At 71.0% G+C, this 19,461-nt stretch carries 20 protein-coding genes; 11 read left to right on the top strand and 9 right to left on the bottom strand.

The genetic code is table 11. The features are described 5' to 3' along the window. Positions 1 to 38: 38 nt before the first annotated feature. The 6 genes from D2K64_RS17125 to D2K64_RS17100 form a co-directional block, all read right to left on the bottom strand. Complete coding sequence (locus tag D2K64_RS17125) at positions 39 to 791, bottom strand: SDR family NAD(P)-dependent oxidoreductase (protein ID WP_120009605.1); 753 nt, start codon at positions 789 to 791, stop codon at positions 39 to 41. Continuing rightward, complete coding sequence (locus D2K64_RS17120; protein WP_120009604.1) at positions 788 to 1,804, bottom strand: ketopantoate reductase family protein; 1,017 nt, start codon at positions 1,802 to 1,804, stop codon at positions 788 to 790. Before D2K64_RS17120 ends, D2K64_RS17125 begins: the two co-directional genes overlap by 4 nt. A gap of 78 nt (positions 1,805 to 1,882) precedes the next feature. Beyond that, positions 1,883 to 3,382: a tripartite tricarboxylate transporter permease gene (locus D2K64_RS17115; protein WP_120009603.1), complete on the bottom strand. Its 1,500-nt coding sequence runs from the start codon at positions 3,380 to 3,382 to the stop codon at positions 1,883 to 1,885. 9 nt (positions 3,383 to 3,391) lie between these two features. Beyond that, positions 3,392 to 3,862 carry a tripartite tricarboxylate transporter TctB family protein gene (locus tag D2K64_RS17110; protein ID WP_157985901.1) on the bottom strand — a complete coding sequence of 157 codons (471 nt, stop codon included), beginning with the start codon at positions 3,860 to 3,862 and terminating at the stop codon, positions 3,392 to 3,394. Beyond that, positions 3,859 to 4,875, bottom strand: a complete 1,017-nt coding sequence (locus D2K64_RS17105; RefSeq protein WP_120009601.1) for a Bug family tripartite tricarboxylate transporter substrate binding protein — start codon at positions 4,873 to 4,875, stop codon at positions 3,859 to 3,861. The genes D2K64_RS17110 and D2K64_RS17105 overlap by 4 nt, the downstream gene beginning before the upstream one ends. Continuing rightward, the gene (locus D2K64_RS17100) at positions 4,841 to 5,587 is read right to left on the bottom strand and encodes a GntR family transcriptional regulator (RefSeq protein ID WP_120009600.1); all 747 of its coding nucleotides are present in this window, start codon (positions 5,585 to 5,587) and stop codon (positions 4,841 to 4,843) included. The genes D2K64_RS17105 and D2K64_RS17100 overlap by 35 nt, the downstream gene beginning before the upstream one ends. 108 nt (positions 5,588 to 5,695) lie before the next feature. Between D2K64_RS17100 and D2K64_RS17095 the strand changes: the two genes are divergently transcribed. Continuing rightward, on the top strand, positions 5,696 to 6,883 hold the full coding sequence (locus D2K64_RS17095; RefSeq protein WP_120009599.1) for a CaiB/BaiF CoA transferase family protein: 1,188 nt from the start codon (positions 5,696 to 5,698) through the stop codon (positions 6,881 to 6,883). A 45-nt stretch (positions 6,884 to 6,928) separates the two neighbouring features. Here the strand turns inward: D2K64_RS17095 and D2K64_RS17090 are convergent, their stop codons facing one another. Together D2K64_RS17090 and D2K64_RS17085 are read right to left on the bottom strand one after the other, a co-directional pair. Continuing rightward, entirely contained in the window at positions 6,929 to 8,617 is a 1,689-nt protein-coding gene (locus D2K64_RS17090) for a methyl-accepting chemotaxis protein (protein WP_120009598.1), read from the bottom strand. Positions 8,618 to 8,751: 134 nt separating this feature from the next. Further along, on the bottom strand, positions 8,752 to 9,426 hold the full coding sequence (locus D2K64_RS17085; protein WP_120009597.1) for a GntR family transcriptional regulator: 675 nt from the start codon (positions 9,424 to 9,426) through the stop codon (positions 8,752 to 8,754). A 128-nt stretch (positions 9,427 to 9,554) separates the two neighbouring features. Between D2K64_RS17085 and D2K64_RS17080 the strand changes: the two genes are divergently transcribed. From D2K64_RS17080 to pqqE, 10 genes are all read left to right on the top strand, one after another. Next, a complete protein-coding gene (locus D2K64_RS17080) occupies positions 9,555 to 10,577 on the top strand; it encodes a 4-hydroxythreonine-4-phosphate dehydrogenase PdxA (protein WP_238384251.1) in 1,023 nt (340 codons plus the stop codon). A 65-nt stretch (positions 10,578 to 10,642) separates the two neighbouring features. Beyond that, on the top strand, positions 10,643 to 11,644 hold the full coding sequence (locus D2K64_RS17075; RefSeq protein ID WP_120009596.1) for a Bug family tripartite tricarboxylate transporter substrate binding protein: 1,002 nt from the start codon (positions 10,643 to 10,645) through the stop codon (positions 11,642 to 11,644). A gap of 4 nt (positions 11,645 to 11,648) precedes the next feature. Next, complete coding sequence (locus D2K64_RS17070; protein ID WP_120009595.1) at positions 11,649 to 12,131, top strand: tripartite tricarboxylate transporter TctB family protein; 483 nt, start codon at positions 11,649 to 11,651, stop codon at positions 12,129 to 12,131. 12 nt (positions 12,132 to 12,143) lie between these two features. Beyond that, entirely contained in the window at positions 12,144 to 13,685 is a 1,542-nt protein-coding gene (locus D2K64_RS17065) for a tripartite tricarboxylate transporter permease (protein ID WP_120009594.1), read from the top strand. Next, positions 13,682 to 15,049, top strand: a complete 1,368-nt coding sequence (locus tag D2K64_RS17060; RefSeq protein WP_120009593.1) for an NAD(P)H-dependent oxidoreductase — start codon at positions 13,682 to 13,684, stop codon at positions 15,047 to 15,049. Before D2K64_RS17065 ends, D2K64_RS17060 begins: the two co-directional genes overlap by 4 nt. 50 nt (positions 15,050 to 15,099) lie before the next feature. After that, positions 15,100 to 15,243: a pyrroloquinoline quinone precursor peptide PqqA gene (gene pqqA / locus D2K64_RS17055; protein ID WP_157985900.1), complete on the top strand. Its 144-nt coding sequence runs from the start codon at positions 15,100 to 15,102 to the stop codon at positions 15,241 to 15,243. A 103-nt stretch (positions 15,244 to 15,346) separates the two neighbouring features. Beyond that, positions 15,347 to 16,270: a pyrroloquinoline quinone biosynthesis protein PqqB gene (pqqB, locus tag D2K64_RS17050; RefSeq protein ID WP_120009591.1), complete on the top strand. Its 924-nt coding sequence runs from the start codon at positions 15,347 to 15,349 to the stop codon at positions 16,268 to 16,270. Continuing rightward, positions 16,267 to 16,998, top strand: coding sequence for a pyrroloquinoline-quinone synthase PqqC (gene pqqC / locus D2K64_RS17045; protein ID WP_120009590.1), 732 nt, complete (start codon positions 16,267 to 16,269; stop codon positions 16,996 to 16,998). The genes pqqB and pqqC overlap by 4 nt, the downstream gene beginning before the upstream one ends. After that, complete coding sequence (pqqD, locus tag D2K64_RS17040) at positions 16,995 to 17,276, top strand: pyrroloquinoline quinone biosynthesis peptide chaperone PqqD (RefSeq protein ID WP_120009589.1); 282 nt, start codon at positions 16,995 to 16,997, stop codon at positions 17,274 to 17,276. The genes pqqC and pqqD overlap by 4 nt, the downstream gene beginning before the upstream one ends. Continuing rightward, positions 17,273 to 18,409, top strand: a complete 1,137-nt coding sequence (gene pqqE, locus D2K64_RS17035; protein WP_120009588.1) for a pyrroloquinoline quinone biosynthesis protein PqqE — start codon at positions 17,273 to 17,275, stop codon at positions 18,407 to 18,409. Before pqqD ends, pqqE begins: the two co-directional genes overlap by 4 nt. Here pqqE and D2K64_RS17030 read toward each other — a convergent pair. Continuing rightward, positions 18,397 to 19,461 carry a spore photoproduct lyase family protein gene (locus D2K64_RS17030; RefSeq protein WP_238384250.1) on the bottom strand — a complete coding sequence of 355 codons (1,065 nt, stop codon included), beginning with the start codon at positions 19,459 to 19,461 and terminating at the stop codon, positions 18,397 to 18,399. The two genes, pqqE and D2K64_RS17030, sit on opposite strands and share 13 nt — an antisense overlap.

Below are 19,461 nucleotides of genomic sequence, written 5' to 3'. Positions count from 1 at the left end.
GCAGCGGCTCCGGGCGGCACCACCCGGCCATGGGCGCCCTAGCGCCCACCATCCACCGACAGCACCTGCCCGTTGACGAAATCCGCCAACGGGCTGGCGAAGAACAGCACCGCGTTGGCGATGTCCTGCGGCGTGCCGAGGCGGCGCAGGGCGATGCGGTCCACCAGCGCCGCCTGCCCTTGCGCGCCATAGCCCTGCCACTGCGCCGTGCTGGCCGGGTTGCTCGGGATCAGCCCGGGCGCCACGCTGTTGACGGTGATGCCGTGCGGACCCAGCTCATGCGCCAGTTGCCGGGTCAGGCCGACCACCGCGTGCTTGGCGCTGGCATAGGCCTGGATGCCGGTGAGCGAGGCCTGCAGCCCGGCGCCGGAGCTGATGGTGACGATGCGTCCGCGCCCCGCCCGCTTCATGCCCGGCGCCGCGGCGCGGCTGAGCGCGAAGGCGGCGCCCAGGTTGATCGCGATGATGCGGTCCCATTCCTCGTCCGTTACCTGCTCAACCGGCCGGAACACCTGACCCGCCACGCCGCCGGCATTGTTCACCAGCACGTCCACCGCGCCGCCTGCCGCCGCCTCCACCCGCGCGATCCAGCCGGCGGCGGCGGCGCGGTCGGTGAGGTCCACCGCGTCGATCTCGATGCCCGGCGAAGGCGGCCCTTCCAGCCCCGGCGCATCCGGGTTGCAGCCGAAGACCCGGGCGCCGAGCGCCGCGAAGCTTTCCGCGATGCAGCGGCCGAGGCCGTGGCCGGCGCCGCTCACCGCCACCACCCGTCCGGTGAAATCCAACTTCATGGCAGCAGCTCCAGCAGGTTGCGGTCATCCAGCGGGCGCTCGCCGCGCTCGATCGCGTGGATCATGCCGGCCAACCGGGCGAGGCCGGGGCAGGCGATTCCATGGCGGGCGCCGCGCTCGATCACCGGCACCACCTGGGCATCCACCTCGGTGCGGCGGCGGCGCACGGCGAGGTCGCGCCAGATGCCGGAATGCGTCTTGGCGCTGCCGCGATTGAAATCCACCATGGCGGCGACGGAGCGGGCAGCGTGGTCCGCCGTGGCCGCGGGGCCGAAGGCGTCCGGGTCGAAGCCGTTGAAGCCGCGCGGCCGCACCCCCTCGGCGGCGGCCACCGCCATCACCTCCCCCGCCAGGCGGCGGAAGGCGGGCAGCAGCTCGGGCCGCGCCAGGCAGTCGGCGATGCCGGACTGGCCCAGCGCCTGGGCGAACAGCAGGGCGCCGTAGCCGAGCTTGCCCCAGAGATAGCTGTGGATGTCGCGGGTGGTGATCGCGTCCGGCTCGAGATGCCGCAGCAGCGCGTGCAGCTCCGCCAGCCGCGGCGTCATGCGGCCGTCGATCTCGCCCAGCACCACGGCGGCGCGGTTGCCGAGCAGGATCTCGCCCGGCCCCATCCAGTCGGCGCCGAAATTGACGAACGCGCCCACGGTGCGCGGGGCGCCGACCACGCCGGCGATTATGTCCTCGCACAACCCGTTCTGCAGCGACAGCACCAGGCCGTCCGCGGCAAGGTGCGGCCGCAGGGCCTCTGCCGCCTCCGCAGTGTGGTGTGCCTTGACGCACAGGAAGATGCGGCGCCACTGGCCCTGCAGCTCGGACGGCAGGAATGCGGGAGCCTGCACGGAGAATTCCGCCACCGGCCCGGTGATGCGCAGCCCGCCATCCCGGATCGCCGCCACATGCCCGGCATCGATGTCAACAAAGGTCACCGCGATGCCGGCCCGGCGCAGAAAGGCGCCCACCGTGCCGCCGATCGCCCCCGCACCCCAGACCAGCACGCCGTCATCGATCGCCATGCATCGCATCCCCTTCGCAGCGCCACGATCCTGCGATGCCGCGGCGGGGAGGTCCATCCCCCGCCGCCACGGCCAGGGTCAGACCTCGCGCGCCTGCGGCTGGCGCAGCCGCGCGGTGGCGCGGAGCACCGGCGGCACCAGCAGGCCGAGCGCGGTGATGGCGAACAGCACCAGGGCGATTGGCCGCCCGATAAAGCCGCCCACCACATCGTCGCCGAAGATCAGGATCGACTGCTTCAGGCTTTCCTCCACCATGGAGCCCAGCACCAGCCCCATGATCAGCGGCGCCGGGGAGAAGCCGGTTCGGCGGAACGCGAAGCCCAGGATGCCGAAGGCCATCATCAGCCACACATCGCCCATCGACTGGTTGGCGCCATAGGCACCGATCACCGACAACACGAACACCGCCGGCCACAACAGCGCGGCCGGGATCAGGCTGATGCGCGCGAACAGCTTCGCCGCGCCGAGGCCGATGACCAGGTACAGGATGTTGGCTGCCAGCATGGAGGCGAACACGGCGTAGAGCAGCCTCGGCTGCTCGTTGAACAGGTGCGGGCCCGGCCGCACGCCCTGCACGATCAGCCCGGCCAGGATGATCGCCGTGGTGGCGCTGCCGGGAATGCCGAGCGCCAGCGTCGGCACCATGCCGCCGCCCACGGCGGCGTTGTTGGCCGCTTCCGGCCCGGCCACGCCCTCGATCGAGCCATGGCCGAATTCATGCTTGTGCTTCGACCAGCGCCGGGTCTCGTTGTAGCCGATCAGCGCCGCCGCGGTGGCGCCCAGCGCCGGCAGGATGCCGATGAAGGTGCCGATGACGCTGCCCAGCCAGATGCTGCGGTTGCACTTTCGGAACTCAGCGCGACCCGGTACCCGCACCGCATCCATCTTCAGCAGGGTCGGCTTGCCCATCTGCTGCGTCGCCTGGTCCAGCATCTCCCCCACCGCGAACAGGCCGATCAGCGCGGCGACGAAGGACACCCCGTCGGTCAGGTCGTAGAAGCCGAAGGTGTAGCGCTCCACCCCCGTGGTCAGATCGATGCCGACAGTGGCCAGCAGCACGCCGAAGGTCGCGGCGATCAGGTTCTTCACCGCGCTGTCGCCACCCACCGCCGCGCACATGGACAGGCCGAACAAGGCCAGCGCCAGGTATTCGGGCGGGCCGAAGCTGTAGGCGGCGCGCGACAGCAGCGGCGCCGCGACGATCATCACCACCACGCTGAAGATGCCGCCGATGGCGCTGGCCACCGCCGACATGCCGAGCGCCATGCCGGCCTCGCCCCGCTCGGCCATCTTGTAGCCTTCGAGCGCGGTGGCGGAGGCGGAAGGATCGCCCGGCGCGTTCACCAGGATGGCGGTGATCGAGCCGCCGAAATTGGCGGCGCAGTAGATCGAGCCGAGAAACGCCAGCGACACCACCGGATCGAGCCCGAGGGTGATCGGCAGCATCAGCGCGATGGTGGTGCTGCCGCTGATCCCGGGCAGCGCGCCGACGGTGATGCCGATCACCGTGCCGGCCACGATCATGAACAGCGCGAAGGGATCGGCCAGGATGGCCATGCCGGCCAGAAACGCTTCCATGCCGCGCCCTCAGCCGAACAGCGCATCGCCGAGCAGGCCGCCCGGCAGGGTGAAGCGGAAGATGCGCACAAACAACAACCAGATCACCAGCGTCACCAACGCCGCGCTGAGCAGCAGCACGGCCGGCCGCCGCTCGCCCCAGAGCCGGCCGACCACGATGGGGAACAGCACCATGGCCGGCAGCATGCCGATCAGCCCCAGCACGGGAAAGAAGCCGAGGCACGCGGCCAGGGTCCACCAGGTGCAGCGATGCACCGGCGGCAGCGCCGCTTCCTCGGCCGGGCTGGAGACGAACAGCACAACCGCCAGCAGCAGCAGGATGGCGCAGATCAGCCGGGGGAACTCGGCGGCGCCGAGCCCTTCCATCAGCGCCGCCGGCACGGAGTCGAAGGTAAAGGTCAGCGCGAAGGCCAGGCCGGCGATCCCGGCCACGGCCAGCGCCACGCGTCGGTCGCGGCCCAGATGCGCGGCGACACTCATCGCGCCACGCCCAGATCGGCCAGGGCCTGCCGGCCCTCGTTGGAGAAGGCTTCCAGCTGCGCCTGCCATTCGGCGCGGCCGGCGACGCTGTCCAGTGCCTGGCCGGAGGTCTTGAGGTAGTTGCTGAAGGTAGGTCCGCGCAGGCCCTTCAGCATGCCTTCCTCCAGCCGGGCGATGCGGTCCTCCGGCACGCCCTTCATCACCGCGTAGCCGCGCGTGGTGGCGGACACGAAGTCGATGCGCAGCTCGCGGGCGGTTGGCGCCTCCGGCAGCGAGGTCATACGCTCGCGCGACAGCACCATCAGCGGCCGCACCTCGCCGGCCCGCAGCTGCGCCTCGCCTTCGGCGAAGTTCAGCAGGCCGACATCGATGTTGCCGCCGACCAGGTTGACCACGATGTCGCCGCCGCCGCGGAACGGCACAGCGGTGGGCGGGCGGATGCCGGCTGCCTTGGCGAAGCCCACCGTGGCCACGTGATCGACGCTGCCCACATGGGTGATGCCGAAGCGCAGCGAGCGCTCCTTGCCGATGGAGGCGAGCTCGTCGGCCGAGCGGAGCGGGCTGTCGGCGCGCACCATGACGACCTGCGGGTCCTCGGTGGCGCGGGCGATCGCCACCAGATCCTCCATCTGCGTCCCTGTGCGGCTGCGCAGCATGGTCAGCAGGTGGGTCTGCGTCAGCAGCAGCACGGTGTGGCCATCCTTGGGCCGCTGCGCGGCATAGGCCAGCGCTGCCGCGCCGCTGCCGCCGGTCTTGTTGACCACCACGATCTCGGTGCCGAGCGCGGCGGCGGCGTCCACCGCCGTCATGCGGGCGGTGATGTCGGTGCCGCCGCCGACGCCGGCATGCGTCACCACTTCGATCGGGCGCGAGCCGAAGGCGGCCTGCGCCCGCAGGATGGAGGGGGCCCCTAGCAGACCGAAGCCCGCGGCCCCCAGCAGAACCGATCGGCGGTGCCATGCCGCCGCGCCGCGCGCCTCAGCCGGGCGGCAAACCTGATTTCCTTCTTGCATCGCTTTCTCCCCCGGCCACTTGCTGTGGCCTTGATTGGTCTGACGGATGGCTCGCGGCGAAGCGGGCCCGGCCGCCGACAATGTGGTGCTCGCCGGCGGCGCGGGCGGCGGCGACGTCGCCGTCGCGCAGCGCCTGCAGGATGGCGGCGTGCTCGGCGTTGGACTGGCGCATGTTCTCGGGCTGCAGCAGGGCACGGCGGCGGAACAGGTGCAGTTCCTTGCCCAGCCCGTCATACAGCTGCGCGGCGCGCGGGTTGGCGGCCAGTTCGAACAGCGCGGCGTGGAACTCCAGGTTCAGCGCGTAATAGGTGGCGGCGTCATCCGCCCGCTCGGCCGCCGTCAGGTCGCGCATGATGCGCTCCAGCGGGGCGAGCAGCGCCGGGGTGGCGCGCGCCGCGACGCTGGCGGCGGCGTGGCCGGTCAACGCCACGCGGATGTCGAAGACCTGCAAGGCTTCCTCGACCCGCATGGTGCGGACATAGGAGCCCTGGTTCACCACCGCGACCACGAGGCCGGAGCGTTCCAGCCCGCGCACCGCTTCCCGCACCGGGCCACGGCTGACGCCGAGCCGCGCCGCCAATGCCTGCTCGTTCAGCCGCTCCCCGGGCGCGATCTGGCCGGACAGGATCAGCCCCTCGATCTCCTGCGCCACCAGGGAGGCCAGGGAGCGGGTGCGGACGATCTCGAGCGGCGTGGCCAGCGGAGCAGACATTCCGCGACCCTGCACGTGCGAAACGTTTTCTGTCAACTGAATGATGCCAACTGTCGACAGTTGACAAGCTCTTGGCCTAACCTGCCGGCAACCACGGAGGAACTCCCGATGCCGCAGCCTTCCACCGCCTTGTCCCGCTACACCGTGCTCGACCTGACGCGCGTCCGTTCCGGCCCGACCTGCGTGCGGCAGCTGGCCGATTGGGGCGCCCGGGTGATCAAGGTCGAGATGCCCGCGGGGCTGGATGCCGGCGACCCGATGGGCGGTCCGCGCGGTGGGCCGGATTTCCAGAACCTGCACCGCAACAAGCGCGGCCTGACGCTGAACCTGAAGCAGCCGGACGGCGTCGACATCCTGAAGCGGCTGGTGCGGGAGGCGGACGTGGTGGTGGAGAATTTCCGCCCCGACGTGAAGGACCGCCTCGGCATCGGCTACGAGGCGCTGGCGGCGATCAATCCGCGGCTGGTGTATGCCTCGATCTCCGGCTTCGGCCAGGACGGCCCCTATGCCGACCGGCCGGGCTTCGACCAGATCGCGCAGGGCATGGGCGGGCTGATGAGCATCACCGGCCTGCCCGGCCAGGGGCCGGTGCGCGTCGGCATCCCGATCGCCGACCTGTGCGCCGGCATTTTCGCGGCGCAGGGCATCCTGGTGGCGCTGCTGGAGCGGGAAACCTCCGGCCAGGGGCAATGGGTGCAGACCTCGCTGCTGCAGGCGCAGGTGTTCATGCTGGACTTCCAGGCGGCGCGCTGGCTGATGGCCGGCGAGGTACCGAAGCAGGCCGGCAACAACCACCCGACCAGCATCCCGACCGGCGTGTTTCCCACCGCCGACGGGCACATGAACATCGCCGCCACCGGCCAGCGCATCTGGCAGCGCTTCTGCGAGGTGCTGGACCGTCGCGAATGGCTGGAAGACCCGCGCTATGCCAGCAGCGCCGCGCGCAGCGAGAACCGCGACGCGCTGAACGCGGCCATCGCGGAGGTCACCCGCACCGACACCAGCGCGGGCTGGGTGGAGCGGCTGAACGCAGCCGGCGTGCCCTGCGGCCCGATCAACAGCATCGACCAGGTGTTCGCCGATCCCCAGGTGCAGCACCTGGGCATCGCCACCCCGCTGAAGGACGGTGGCGAGGCGCCGGTGGCCTATGTGGCGCAGCCGATGACGCTGAGCCGCACGCCCAGCAGCATCCACAGTCACCCGCCGTCGCTGGGCGAGCACACCGAGGCCATCCTGGGCGAGCTCGGCTTCGACGCCGCGGAAATCGCAGCGCTGCGCGACCGCAAGGTGGTCTGACGCATCGGCGGCCCTTCCGGCGGGAAGGGCCGCCGCCGCGGGTCGTCAGGCGCTGCGGACCTGCGACACGAAGCCGTTCACCTCGCTGGTCAGCTGCTCCGACTGGCGGGACAGCTCGCTGGCGGCGGCCAGGACCTGCGACGCGGCGGCGCCGGTGTCGTTGGCGTTGCGGCTGACCGCCTCGATGTTGCGCGACACCGCGCCGGTGGCTTCCGCCGTGCGCTGCACCGTGCGGGCGATCTCGCCGGTGGCCGCGCTCTGCTCCTCCACCGCCGCGGCGATGGTGGTGGTGATGGAGCTCATGTCATCGATCGCGCTGGCGATGCCCTGGATCGCCCGCACCGCCTCCTGCGTCGCCGTCTGGATCTGTGCGATCTGCGTGCCGATCTCCTCCGTCGCCTTGCCGGTTGCCTGGGCCAGGCTCTTCACCTCGGAGGCGACCACGGCGAAGCCCTTGCCCGCCTCGCCGGCGCGGGCCGCCTCGATGGTGGCGTTCAGCGCGAGGAGGTTGGTCTGGCCGGCGATGGTGGTGATCAGCCCCACCACCTCGCCGATCTTGCCGGCGCCTTCGGCCAGGGCGCGAACCGTGCCGTCGGTCTGCCGCGCCCGCTCCACCGCCATGCTCGCCACGCCGGAGGCCTGCGTCACCTGCCGGTTGATCTCGGCGATGGAGGCGCTCAGCTCCTCGGCGGCGGCGGCCACCGTCTGCACGCCGCCGCCGGCCAGGCCGGCCGCGTTGCTCACCTCCACCGCCTGGCTGTTGGTCTGCTGCGCGGTGCTGCTCATGCTGCGCGCCGTGGCTTCCAGCTCGGTCGAGGCGGAGGACAGGATGCCCACCATGTTGCCGACGCGGCTTTCGAAGCCCCGCACCAGCTGGTCCACCTGCGCCGCGCGCTTCTCGCGCCCGGCACGGGCCGCCTCCTGCTCGGCCGCCAGGCCCGCCGCGGTGACCATGCTGTCCTTGAAGACCTGCACGGCGGCCGCCATGCCGCCGACCTCGTCGCCGCGCTCCACATCGGGGATGCGGACCTCCAGGTCCTTGGCGGCCAGGCGGCGCATGGCCTCCGTCATGCAGGCGATCGGCACCGAGATGTTGCGGATCAGCATGAGGCCGATGACACCGCAGAGCACCACCATGGCGGCCAGCACGGCCAGGATCCTGCTGTGGGCCAGGTTGCCGATCTGCTGGCCTTCCTCGGCCGCGCGCACGCCGCCCTGGGCGTTGAACTCGATGCTCGCCTGCAGCGCGGCGCGGAACTCGTTCATGGCCGGGTTCATGGCATCGAGGAAGGCGGCGGCCTCGGCCGGCTTGCCGGCGGCGACCAGTTCCTTGAGGGTTTCGGAAACCTCCTTGTAGCGCTGCCAGCGGGAGGAGACTTCCTCGGCCAGCCGCTTCTCCTCGCCCGGATCGATGTAGTTCCTGTATTCGGCGTAGGTCTTGTCGAAGAGCTGGATCTGCGCCTCGGCGTTGGACAGGGTCTGCTTGCGGCGTTCGGCCAGCGCACTCGTGGCGAAGATGTACTGGTTCAGCCGGACCCGCTCCGCCACCTGGGCCATGCGTCCCAGATGGCGGGTGGAGGGCAGCCAGTTCCGGCCGATCTCGGCCGCCGCGTCGTTCACCGCGGCGAGCTTGCCGGCGGAGAACAGGCCCAGACTCAGGGTGGCAATGAGCACGAGGGCGAAGGCGCCCATGATTTTCGTGCGAATGGTGAATCGGTTGAGCAGCCGCGACATGTGCACTCCAGGCCAGCAAATTGCGGCCGGATTGTTGCCCGACGAAGCTAACCATCCTTGAAGACGCCCCGCATTTTCGCGCCGCGGGCCGGGATCGCGCGTGCTTCCGGCACGGCCGGCGCGCCCGGGCGCCCCTAGATCAGGGGCGCCACGCGGTCCAGGGTGCGGTCCAGATGCAGCGCCAGCACCTCCGCCAGCGCCTCGCCGTCGCGGGCGGCGAGGGCGCGCACCATCTCCTCGTGCTCCGCCACCGCATCGGCCCATTTGCGTTCCCCGGCATTGCCGATGAAGCGCAGGTGCTTCATGCGCGCCTGGATCGCCCCATGCGCCCAGGCCAGGGTCTCGTTGCCGGACAGCGCGACGATGGCGGTGTGCACCGCCTGGTTCAGCTTGAAATAGGCGAGGCGGTCCCGCGCCGCGTAGCGATCCAGCATGGCGGCGTGCAGGGCGGCGACGTCGGCGATCCCGGCCTCGGTGGCGGCGGCGCAGGCCAGGCGGCCGGCAAGCGTTTCCAGCGCCTTCAGCACGGTCAGGCTGTCGGCGGCATCCTTCAGCGTCAGGCGGCGCACCACCCCGCCCCGCGCCGGCACCAGCTCCACCAGCCCCTCGCCGGCCAGGCGGCGCACCGCCTCGCGCAGCGGCGTGCGGGATACGCCGAGCTGCGCACACAGCGCCACCTCGTTGAGCCTGGCGCCGGGCGCCAGCTGGCCCTGGGTGATCAGGTCGCGCAGCCGGGTCGCCACCTCGGCGGGCAGGGATTGCCGGATGATCGGACCATCGTCCTGAAGGTCTGCGGTTTGCGGCGGCACGGCGGGCCTCGTTTCCTGCGGGTGCTCGGCAACTGTCTTGACGGGCACCGGGGAGCTTGTCTAGGAGTCCATACTGTATGCAGTATGAAGCTGCACGCAAAGAACCGGACGGGGAAACGTCGATGGGCATGCTGGACGCTGCGAGGCCGCGCCTCGCCCTCGCCATGGGGGACGCCGCGGGGGTCTCGCCCGAGCTGACGGCGCGGGTGCTGGCGGATGAGGCGGTGCGGGACGCCGCGACGATCATCGTGATCGGCGATGCCCGCGTGCTGGAGGAAGGCGCCCGCGTCGCCGGCGTCACCCTCGACATCGACGTGCTGGCCGATGGGCAGGCGCTACCCGCCAGCCCGTCCCGGCCCGTGCTGATCGATCTCGGGCATTGCGACCCGGCCACGGTGCGGCTGGGCGAGGTGTCGGAAGCCGGCGGCCGCTTCGCCACGGAGAATTTCCGCCGCGCCCTGGCCATGGCGGCGGCGCAGGAGGTGGACGCGATCTGCTTCACCCCGTTCAACAAGGCGGCGATGCGCCTCGTCACCCCCGGCTACGAGGATGAGATCGGCTTCACCTCCGAAGCCATCGGCTTCCATGGCGTGGCCAAGGAATTCAACGTGCTGGAGGGGTTGTGGAATGCCCGCGTCACCTCCCACGTGCCGCTCAAGGACGTGGCCTCGCTGCTGACCAAGGCCACCATCCTGGACAATCTGAAGCTGACCGAGGACGCGCTGCGCGCCTCGGGCATCGAGCGGCCGCGCATCGCCGTCGCGGCGCTGAACCCGCATGCCGGCGAGGGCGGCAATTTCGGCCGCGAGGAGATCGACGTGATCACCCCGGCGGTGGAAGAGGCCAAGGCGCGGCAGATCGGCTGCGACGGCCCCTTCCCGGCCGACACGGTGTTCGTGCGTGCGCGGCGCGGCGATTTCGATGCGGTGCTGACCATGTACCACGACCAGGGGCAGATCGCGATGAAGCTGATCGGCTTCGACGCGGGCGTGACGCTGATGGGCGGCTTCCCCTTCCCGATCTGCACCGCCGCGCACGGCACCGCCTACGACATCGCCGGCCAGGGCAAGGCGCATCCGGGCGCCATGCGCAACGCCATGCTGCTGGCCGCCCGCATGGCCAGCCGCAGCCGGGAGGCCGCCGCCGCCTGACGCGGCATCCCGCGGAGACCCGGAATGCGGCCCGCGATCCAACCATCCTAGGGAGAGAAAATCCGATGAAGCTGTTGCCGAAGGCCACCCTGGCGCTGGGCGCCGTGCTGCTGTCCACCCTGCCCGCCGCCGCGCAGCAGAGCTGGAAGCCGACACGCCCGATCGAGTTCGTCGTCACCTCCGGCGCCGGCGGCGGCACTGACGTGTTCGCCCGCGCCGTGCAGGCGGCGATCAACAAGCACGACCTGGTGCCGACCTCCGTGGTTGTCACCAACAAGGGCGGCGGCTCCGGCGTCGAGGGCTATGTCTACGGCACTGGCGCCAAGGCCGACCCGCACAAGGTGATCTTCGGCACCAACAATGCCTGGACCCTGCCGATGGTGGCCAAGACCAGCTGGTCCACCGCCGACTTCACCCCCGTCGCCATCATGGCCTTCGACGAGTTCATGCTCTGGACCAAGGCGGACGGCCCCTACAAGACCGCCGCCGACTTCGTGGCCGCGGCGCGCGCGCAGCCGGGCACGCTGCGCATGGGCGGCAGCCAGACGCATGACACCGACCAGACGCTGACCGTGCTGATCGAGAAGGCGGCTAAGATCCAGCTGAAATACATCCCCTATCAGGGCGGCGGCCAGGTCGGTGTGCAGCTGGCCGGCGGGCACATCGAGGCCAACACCAACAACCCGTCCGAAAGCGTCGGCGGCTGGCGCGGCGGCCAGGTGAAGCCGGTCTGCGTGTTCCGCAGCGAACCCTTCTCGCCCGGCCCCAAGGTGACCGAGACGCAGGGCTGGTCCGACATCCCGACCTGCGCCAGCCAGGGCATCCCAATCGAGCAGTTCAGCATGCCGCGCACGATCTTCCTGCCGCCCGGCGTGCCCGCCGCCGCCCAGACCTACTGGGCCGACCTGTTCCGCCGCGTCAGCGAGACGCCGGAATGGAAGGACTACGTGACCCGCACCAGCCAGAGCGGCCGCTTCGTGTCGGGCGACGAGATGCGCCAAGTCATCCAGAAGGAGGAGAGCGAGACGCGGGAGATCTTCTCCGAGGCCGGCTGGCTGGTGAAGTAACGCCATGCTGACGCGCTTCCATCTGGAACTGGGCTTCGCGGGGCTGGTGCTGCTGATCGGCGCCACCGGGCTGGTCGGCTCCTCGGGCCTGGATTTCGGGTGGGGCGCGGACGGACCGCGGGCCGGCTACTTCCCCTTCCGCGTGGCGGTGATCCTGGTGGCCATGGCAACGCTGGTTGCGGTGCAGGCCATCATCAACCGCGCCGCCCTGCGCCGCGTGGTGGTGGCCGAGCCGGAGGGGCTGCGCCGGGTGCTCGGCTTCGGCCTGCCGATCATCGGGCTGGTGCTGGTGGCGCAGTGGCTCGGCCTGTACGTGGCCATGGCGCTGTACCTGCTGGTGGTGATCCGCTGGCAGGGCCGGCGGCCCTGGCACACCGCGCTCGGCGTCGCGCTCGGCGTCACGGTGGTCACCTTCCTGATATTCGAGATCTGGTTCCAGGTGCCGCTGCTGAAGGGCCCCCTCGAAATCATGCTCGGCCTGGGCTGAGGAGTTCGCCGCATGCTCGCCAACATCGACTCGCTGATGCACGGCTTCACCGTGGCGCTGACCGGCTACCATATCATGCTGATGGTGGGCGGCGTGCTGCTTGGCATCCTGGTGGGCGTGCTGCCGGGCCTGGGCGCGCCCAACGGCGTCACGCTGCTGCTGCCGCTGACCTTCAGCATGGACCCGGTCTCCGCCATCATCCTGCTGACCAGCCTGTACTGGGGCGCGCTGTTCGGCGGCTCCACAACCTCGATCCTGTTCAACATCCCGGGCGAGCCTTCCTCCGTCGCCACCACCTTTGACGGCTATCCCATGGCGCGCCAGGGCCGCGCCACCGAGGCGCTGACCTATGCCTTCCTGTCGGCCGGCTTCGGCGCGCTGGTGGGCATCATCGTCATCACGCTGCTGTCCTCGGCAGTGGCCTCCTTCGCGCTGCGCTTTGGACCGCCGGAATACTTCGCCGTCTACGCGCTGGCCTTCGCCTCCTTTGTTGCCTTTGGCGGTGGCGCGCCGGTGAAGACCATCATCGCGCTGGGGCTCGGCTTCGGCTTCGGCATGGTCGGCACGGACACGGTGTCGGGCTCGATGCGGCTGACCTTCGAGCTCGACCAGCTGATCCGCGGCATCTCCTTCCTGGTGGTGGTAATCGGGCTGTTCGGCCTGGGCGAGCTGCTGCTGACCATCGAGGAAGGCCCCGAGTTCAAGGGCGCCTCCGGCCGCATCGACCCGCGCGAGATGTTCCGCGCCGCGGCGCGCATGCCGCGCTACTGGTTCGCCATGCTGCGCGGCAGCGCGGTGGGCGTCTGGATGGGCATCACGCCGGGCGGACCCACCGCCGCCTCCTTCATGTCCTACGGCATCGCCCGCCGCACCTCCCGCAACCGCGACAATTTCGGCAAGGGCGAGCCGGAAGGCGTGATCGCGCCCGAAACCGCGGACCATTCCGCCGGCACCGCGGCGATGCTGCCGATGCTCTCCCTCGGCATCCCGGGCTCCGCCACCGCCGCCGTGATGCTGGGCGGGCTGATGATCTGGGGCCTCAATCCGGGGCCGATGCTGTTCCTCGAGCAGCGCGATTTCGTCTGGGGCATGATCGCCTCGATGTATCTCGGCAACGTCATCGGCGTGGTGCTGGTGCTGGCCACCGTGCCGCTGTTCGCCGCGATGCTGTCGGTGTCCTTCTCCATCATCGGGCCGATCATCGTCACGGTCTGCATGGTGGGCGCCTACACCGTCGCCGGCGCGCCGTTCGACCTGTGGCTGGCGCTGGCCTTCGGCGCGGTCGGCTACCTGATGAAGAAGCTGGACTACCCGCTGGCGCCGTTGATCCTGGCCATGGTGATCGGCGACAAGGCCGAGGACGCGTTCCGCCAGTCCATGCTGTCCTCCAGCGGATCGCTCGGCATCCTGTGGTCGAACTGGCTGGCCGGCACGCTGACCACCCTGGCCATCCTGTTCCTGTGCTGGCCGTTTGTTGCCCTGCTGCTGGGGCGGCGCAGCGCCGCCGAGGTGGCAATCACGCCCGCCGCCGGCCATGAGGAAAACCGCGCATGAACCACGAGATCCTGTTCCGCGACCTGCAGCACAAGCGTTTCCGCGTCGGCATCGCGGGCGCGCGCGGCGGCTTCAGCCGCACCCTGCTGGCCGCGCTGCGCGCCGTGCCGCAGCTGGAGATCGCGGCGCTGTGCGACCTCGACACCGGGGGTGTGGAGCAGCTGCTGGCCGAGCTCGGCTATCCGCCTGCCGCGTTGTGCGAGGATGCGGCTGCGGTGCGCGCCGCGGCCGAAGCCGGCAGGCCCGTGCTGCTGCGCGACCACACCCTGCTGGACGCGGTGCCGATGGACATCGTGGTGGAAGCCACCGGCCAGCCCGAGATCGCCGCCGGCATCGCCGAGCGCTCCATCCGGCGCGGCGTGCACGTGGCCATGGTGACCAAGGAAGCGGATTCCGTGGTCGGGCCGCACCTCAACGAGCTCGCGAAGCGGCAGGGCGTGGTCTACACCACCGCCGATGGCGACCAGCCGGCCAACCTGATCGGCCTGGTGACCTGGGCGCGGCTGCTCGGCTTCGAGGTGGTGGCCGCCGGAAAGTCCAGCGAATACGACTTTATCTGCGATCCGGCCGACCACGTGGTTCGCTGGACCGACCGGCGCTGCGCCGCGCCGGACCTGGCCTCGCTCTGGACGCTGGGCGATGACGTGGCGGCGACCCTGGCGCGCCGGTCCGCTGCGCTGGCCGAGTTGCCGCAGCGCGCCACGCCCGATTATTGCGAGATGAACGTGGTGGCCAACTCCACCGGCCTGCTGCCCTCGCGCGACGAGCTGAACTACCCGCTGTGCCGCATCACCGAGCTGGCCGATATCTTTATCCCGCGCGCCGAGGGCGGCATCCTGGACCGCACCGGGGTGGTCGACGTGTTCAACCTGCTGCGCAAGGAGGACGAGGTCAGCTTCGGCGGCGGCGTCTTCGTGGTGGTGCGCTGCACCGACGCCGGCACCTGGGAGATGCTGCGGGACAAGGGCCATGTGGTGTCACGCAACGGCCGCTATGCCTGCATCTTCCTGCCCTACCACCTGATGGGGCTGGAAACGCCGCTGTCGCTGTTGTCCGCCTGCGGGCATGGGCGCGCCTCCGGCAGCGACCGGCAGGCGGTTCACGCGGTGATGGTGGCGCGCGCCGACCGCGACTTCCGCGCCGGCGAGTTCCTGGAGATGGGCGGCCACCACCACGTCATGACGGATGCCACCGCCCTGCTGCTTCCGGCGCAGGAGGCGGACGGGCTGGCGCCGTTCTACCTCGCGGCGCACAAGCGGCTGCGGCGGGACGTGCGGCGCGGCGATATCCTGCGCGAGGCCGACCTGGAGCTGGAGGGATCGGGCTTGCAGCGGCTGCGGCAGGACATCCGGCCTGGCGGCTGATGCGGGGGGCACGGAGGCCGGCCGCCAGGCGGCCGGGCCCGGAAAAGCCCTTGAAAACCGCCCGCCACCGCACCAAAGTCCAAGGCGCTGCAAAACCCTGGAGGAATGCTCAGATGGCCTGGAAAAAGCCCCGCGTGACCGAAGTTTCCCTCGCGCTCGAGATCAACTCTTACGCCTGCGCCGAGCTCGGCTGATCCTTGCCGCGGGAGGAACGATACCCGCTCCTCCTGTTCAGGCTTTCCTGAAGCCCCGCGCCGCGAACCGGCCGCGGGGCTTTTGCTTCATCGGGCAACCGGCATGCTGCGTGTGATCATCCTTGGCTCGGCCGCCGGCGGCGGCTTTCCGCAATGGAATTCGGGCGGGCCGGGCTGTCGCCGGGCGCGCGTCGGGGATCCCACGGCGGCTCCGCGCAGCCAGTGCGGCCTGGCGGTGAGCGCCGATGGCGCGCGCTGGGTGCTGCTGAACGCCTCGCCCGACCTGCGGGCGCAGATCCTGGCCACGCCGGCCCTGTCTCCCCGGGGCGATGCCATCCGCCATTCGCCGATCGCCGCCGTGCTGCTGACCGGGGCCGAGGTGGACACGCTGACCGGCCTGCTGACGCTGCGCGAGCGGCATCCCTTCGCCCTGTACGGCGCCGCGCCCGCCCTGGCGGTGCTGCGCGACAACCCGATCTTCCGCGCCGTCGATCCCGCCATCGTGCCGCGCCGCGAGGTGCCGCTCGACACCCCCCTGGAGCTGCGCGACGCGGCCGGCGAGGCGCTCGGCCTGACGGTGGAAGCCTTCGCCGTGCCCGGCAAGGTGCCGCTGTTCCAGGAACAGGACGGCGCCGATCCGGGCCGCGCCGAGGATGGCGAGGCGCTGGGCCTGCGCATCACCGCCCCCAGCACCGCCGCGCCGCTGCTGTTCATCCCCGGCTGCGCCGCCGTCACCCCCACCCTGCGGGAGCGCCTGTCCGGCGGCGGCTGCCTGCTGTTCGACGGCACGCTGTGGCAGGAGGACGAGATGATCCTGGCCGGCGCCGGGCCGAAGACCGCGGCCCGCATGGGCCACATGGCGATGCGGGACAGCGTCGCCGCCCTCGCGGGGCTGGAGCTGGGGCGCCGGGTCTTCATCCACATCAACAACACCAACCCCGCCCTGCTGGCCGACAGCCCGGAGCGCGCCGCGCTGCGCGAGGCCGGCTGGGAGGTGGCGGAGGATGGCATGGAGATCGTGCTGTGAGCGACGACGCGCTGCTGAGCCCCGAGGCGCTGGAGGAGCGGCTGCGCGCCATCGGCGCCGAGCGCTACCACATCCTGCACCCGTTCCACCGGCTGCTGCATGACGGCGCGCTGAGCAAGCCGCAGGTGCAGGCCTGGGCGCTGAACCGCTACTATTACCAGGCGTCGATCCCGGCCAAGGATGCCTCGCTGCTGGCGCGGCTGCCGACGCCAGATTTGCGCCGCGAATGGCGCCGCCGCCTGATGGACCATGACGGGGACGGGGTGAAGCCCGGCGGCGTCGAGCGCTGGCTGGTGCTGTGCGACGGGCTGGGGCTGGAGCGCGGCTATGTCATGTCCCTCCAGGGCCTGCTGCCGGCGACGCGCTTCGCCGTGGATGCTTATGTGCGCTTCGTGCGCGAGCGCTCGCTGCTGGAAGCCGTCGCCTCCTCGCTGACCGAGATGTTCTCGCCCAACATCATCTCCGAGCGCGTCTCGGGCATGCTGCGCAGCTACGACTTCATCAACGAGGCGACACTGGCCTATTTCACGCCGCGGCTGACCCAGGCGCCGCAGGACGTCGCCTTCGCGCTCGACTACGTCAAGCGCGAGGCCCGGACCCGCGCCGAGCAGGAGCAGGTGCTGGGCGCGCTGCGCTTCAAATGCGACCTGCTCTGGGCGCAGCTGGACGCGCTGCACTTCGCCTATGTGGCGCCGGGCCTGCCGCCGCCGGGCGCGTTCCGGCCATGACCGCGGTTCTGACCCCGGACAGCATCCCGCGCCTCGCCCGCGGCATGAAGCTGCGCGAGGACACGGCGCGTGGCCAGTGGGTGGTGCTGGGGCCGGAGCGCATGTTCGTGCCGGACGAGATCGCGCTGGAGGTGCTGCGCCTGCTGGATGGCACGCGCAGCGTGGATGGGATCGTCGATGAGCTGGCCGCCCGCTATGCCGCGCCGCGCGGGGAAATCGCCGCCGACGTCGCATCCCTGCTGCGGGAGCTGGCGGAGAAAGGCGTGGTGCAGGCATGAACGCGATCATTCAGCCATCGGACCGTTCCCCAGGGCCTCCGCCCGAGCCGCCGCTAGCGCTGCTGGCGGAGCTGACGCATCGCTGCCCGCTGCGCTGCCCCTATTGTTCCAACCCGGTGGAGCTGACCCGCGTCGCCGCCGAGTTGGACACCGCCACCTGGGCGCGCGTGTTCCGCGAGGCCGCGGCGCTGGGCTGCCTGCAGGTGCATCTCTCGGGCGGCGAGCCGACGGCGCGGCGCGACATCGCCGAGATCGTGCGGGCCGCCTCCGAGGCCGGGCTGTACACCAACCTAATCACCGCCGGCGTGCTGATCGATGCGGCGATGATGGCGCGGCTGGCGGAGGCCGGGCTCGACCATGTGCAGCTCTCGGTGCAGGACACCGAGCCCGGCTCGGCCGAGCGCATCGGCGGCTACCGCAACGCGCTGCCGAAGAAGCTCGCCTGCGCGCAGCTGGTGCGCGATGCCGGGCTGCCGCTGACGTTGAACGCGGTGGTGCACCGGCAGAACCTCGACCGGCTGCCGGAGATGATCGCGCTGGCCCTGGAACTCGGCGCCGGGCGGCTGGAAGTGGCGCATGTGCAGTATTACGGCTGGGCCCTGGCCAATCGCGACGCGCTGCTGCCCACCCGCGCCCAGTTGGAAGCCGCCACCGCCGAGGTCACGCGGGCGCGGGAAGACCTCAAGGGCCGGCTGGTGATCGACTACGTGGTGCCGGACTACTACGCCAAGCGGCCGAAATCCTGCATGGGCGGCTGGGGCCGGCGCTTCCTGGCGGTGTCGCCGGCCGGTCGCGTGCTGCCCTGCCACGCCGCCGAAAGCCTGCCCGGCTTCGACTTCCCCAATGTGCGGGAGGTGTCGCTGCGCGAGGCGTGGGAAAATTCCGAGGCGTTCAACCGGTTCCGCGGCACCGGCTGGATGAAGGAGCCGTGCCGCAGCTGCGCCCGCGCCGAGATCGACTGGGGCGGCTGCCGCTGCCAGGCCTTCGCGCTGACCGGCGACGCCGCCGCCACCGACCCGGCCTGCGGCCTGTCGCCGGACCACGCGCTGCTGGACATGGCCGTGCGCGAGGCCGCGGCCTCGGAAGGCGACTTCACCTACCGGGTGATGGGCGCCGCGCCTCAGAAGGCGTAGCGCACGCGGCAATAGGGCAGGCGCTGCGCCAGCAGCGCCTCGAACCGGGCGAGCCAGCGCTTCTTCCAGGGCGTGCGGTAGCGCAGGTTCACCTGGCCGCCCTCGGAGCGCTTGTCTTCCTGGAGGTCGGGGCGCCACAGCAGTTCCTCGGCCCTGGGATGCCAGGCGAGGTTGAGCTCGTGCAGCGCGGCGTTGTGGGTCAGCATGATGATCTCGGCCGCGAGCTGCTGCTTCAGCGCCTCCGGCAGGGCGGCGTCGAGCTGGTCAAACAGATCGCCCCATTCGGCTTCCCAGCCCTCGCGCAGCACCACGGGCGAGAAGTTCACCTGCACCTCGTAGCCGGCACGGTGCAGCTCGGCCATGAAGCGGATGCGCTCGGCCACCGGGGCGGTGCGCACATCCAGCAGCCGGGCCAGCGCCGCCGGCATCAGCGACATGCGGATGCGCGTCCGGCCGCGCGGGTCGTAATCCAGCAGCGCCGGGTTCACCCATTTGGTGGCGAAGCTGCCCTTAGCGTTGGGCAGGCCGCGGAACACGGCCACCAGGTCGCGCACATTGTCCGACACGGCCGCATCCAGCGACAGGTCGCCATTCTCGCCCAGGTCATACACCCAGTCGCGCGGGTCCACCTGGTTGGGCTCGGGCTTGGCGCCCTGCCGCGCCGCGTGGCGGGCGAGGGCGGCGCAGATCTCCTCGATGTTGACGAACACGCTGACCGGATTGGCGTGTCCCTTGCGCCGCGCCACGTAGCAATAGGCGCAGGCCATGGCGCAGCCATTGGAGCTGGACGGCGCGATGAAGTCGGCGGAGCGCCCGTTGGGGCGGAAGCCCATGCCCTTCTTGACGCCGAGCACCAGCACCTCGCGCTTGTTGCGCAGGTAGTCGCCGGCCTCGCCCTCGCGCAGTTCCGGGATGCGCCAGTGGGAGGCAACGGGGATGCGTTCGGCCCCGGGAAAGCGCGCCAGGATCTCGCGCCCGCGGGCGAAGGACTCCACCTCCGGCTCCAGGAAGATGCGGCGGATGTCGAGCAGCGGCGGCAGGCTGTCGGTCAA

The sequence above is a fragment of the Teichococcus vastitatis genome, from assembly GCF_003604215.1.
In the GTDB taxonomy this organism is placed as follows: domain Bacteria; phylum Pseudomonadota; class Alphaproteobacteria; order Acetobacterales; family Acetobacteraceae; genus Pseudoroseomonas; species Pseudoroseomonas vastitatis.
This window is presented reverse-complemented; position numbering and strand designations above follow the sequence as displayed.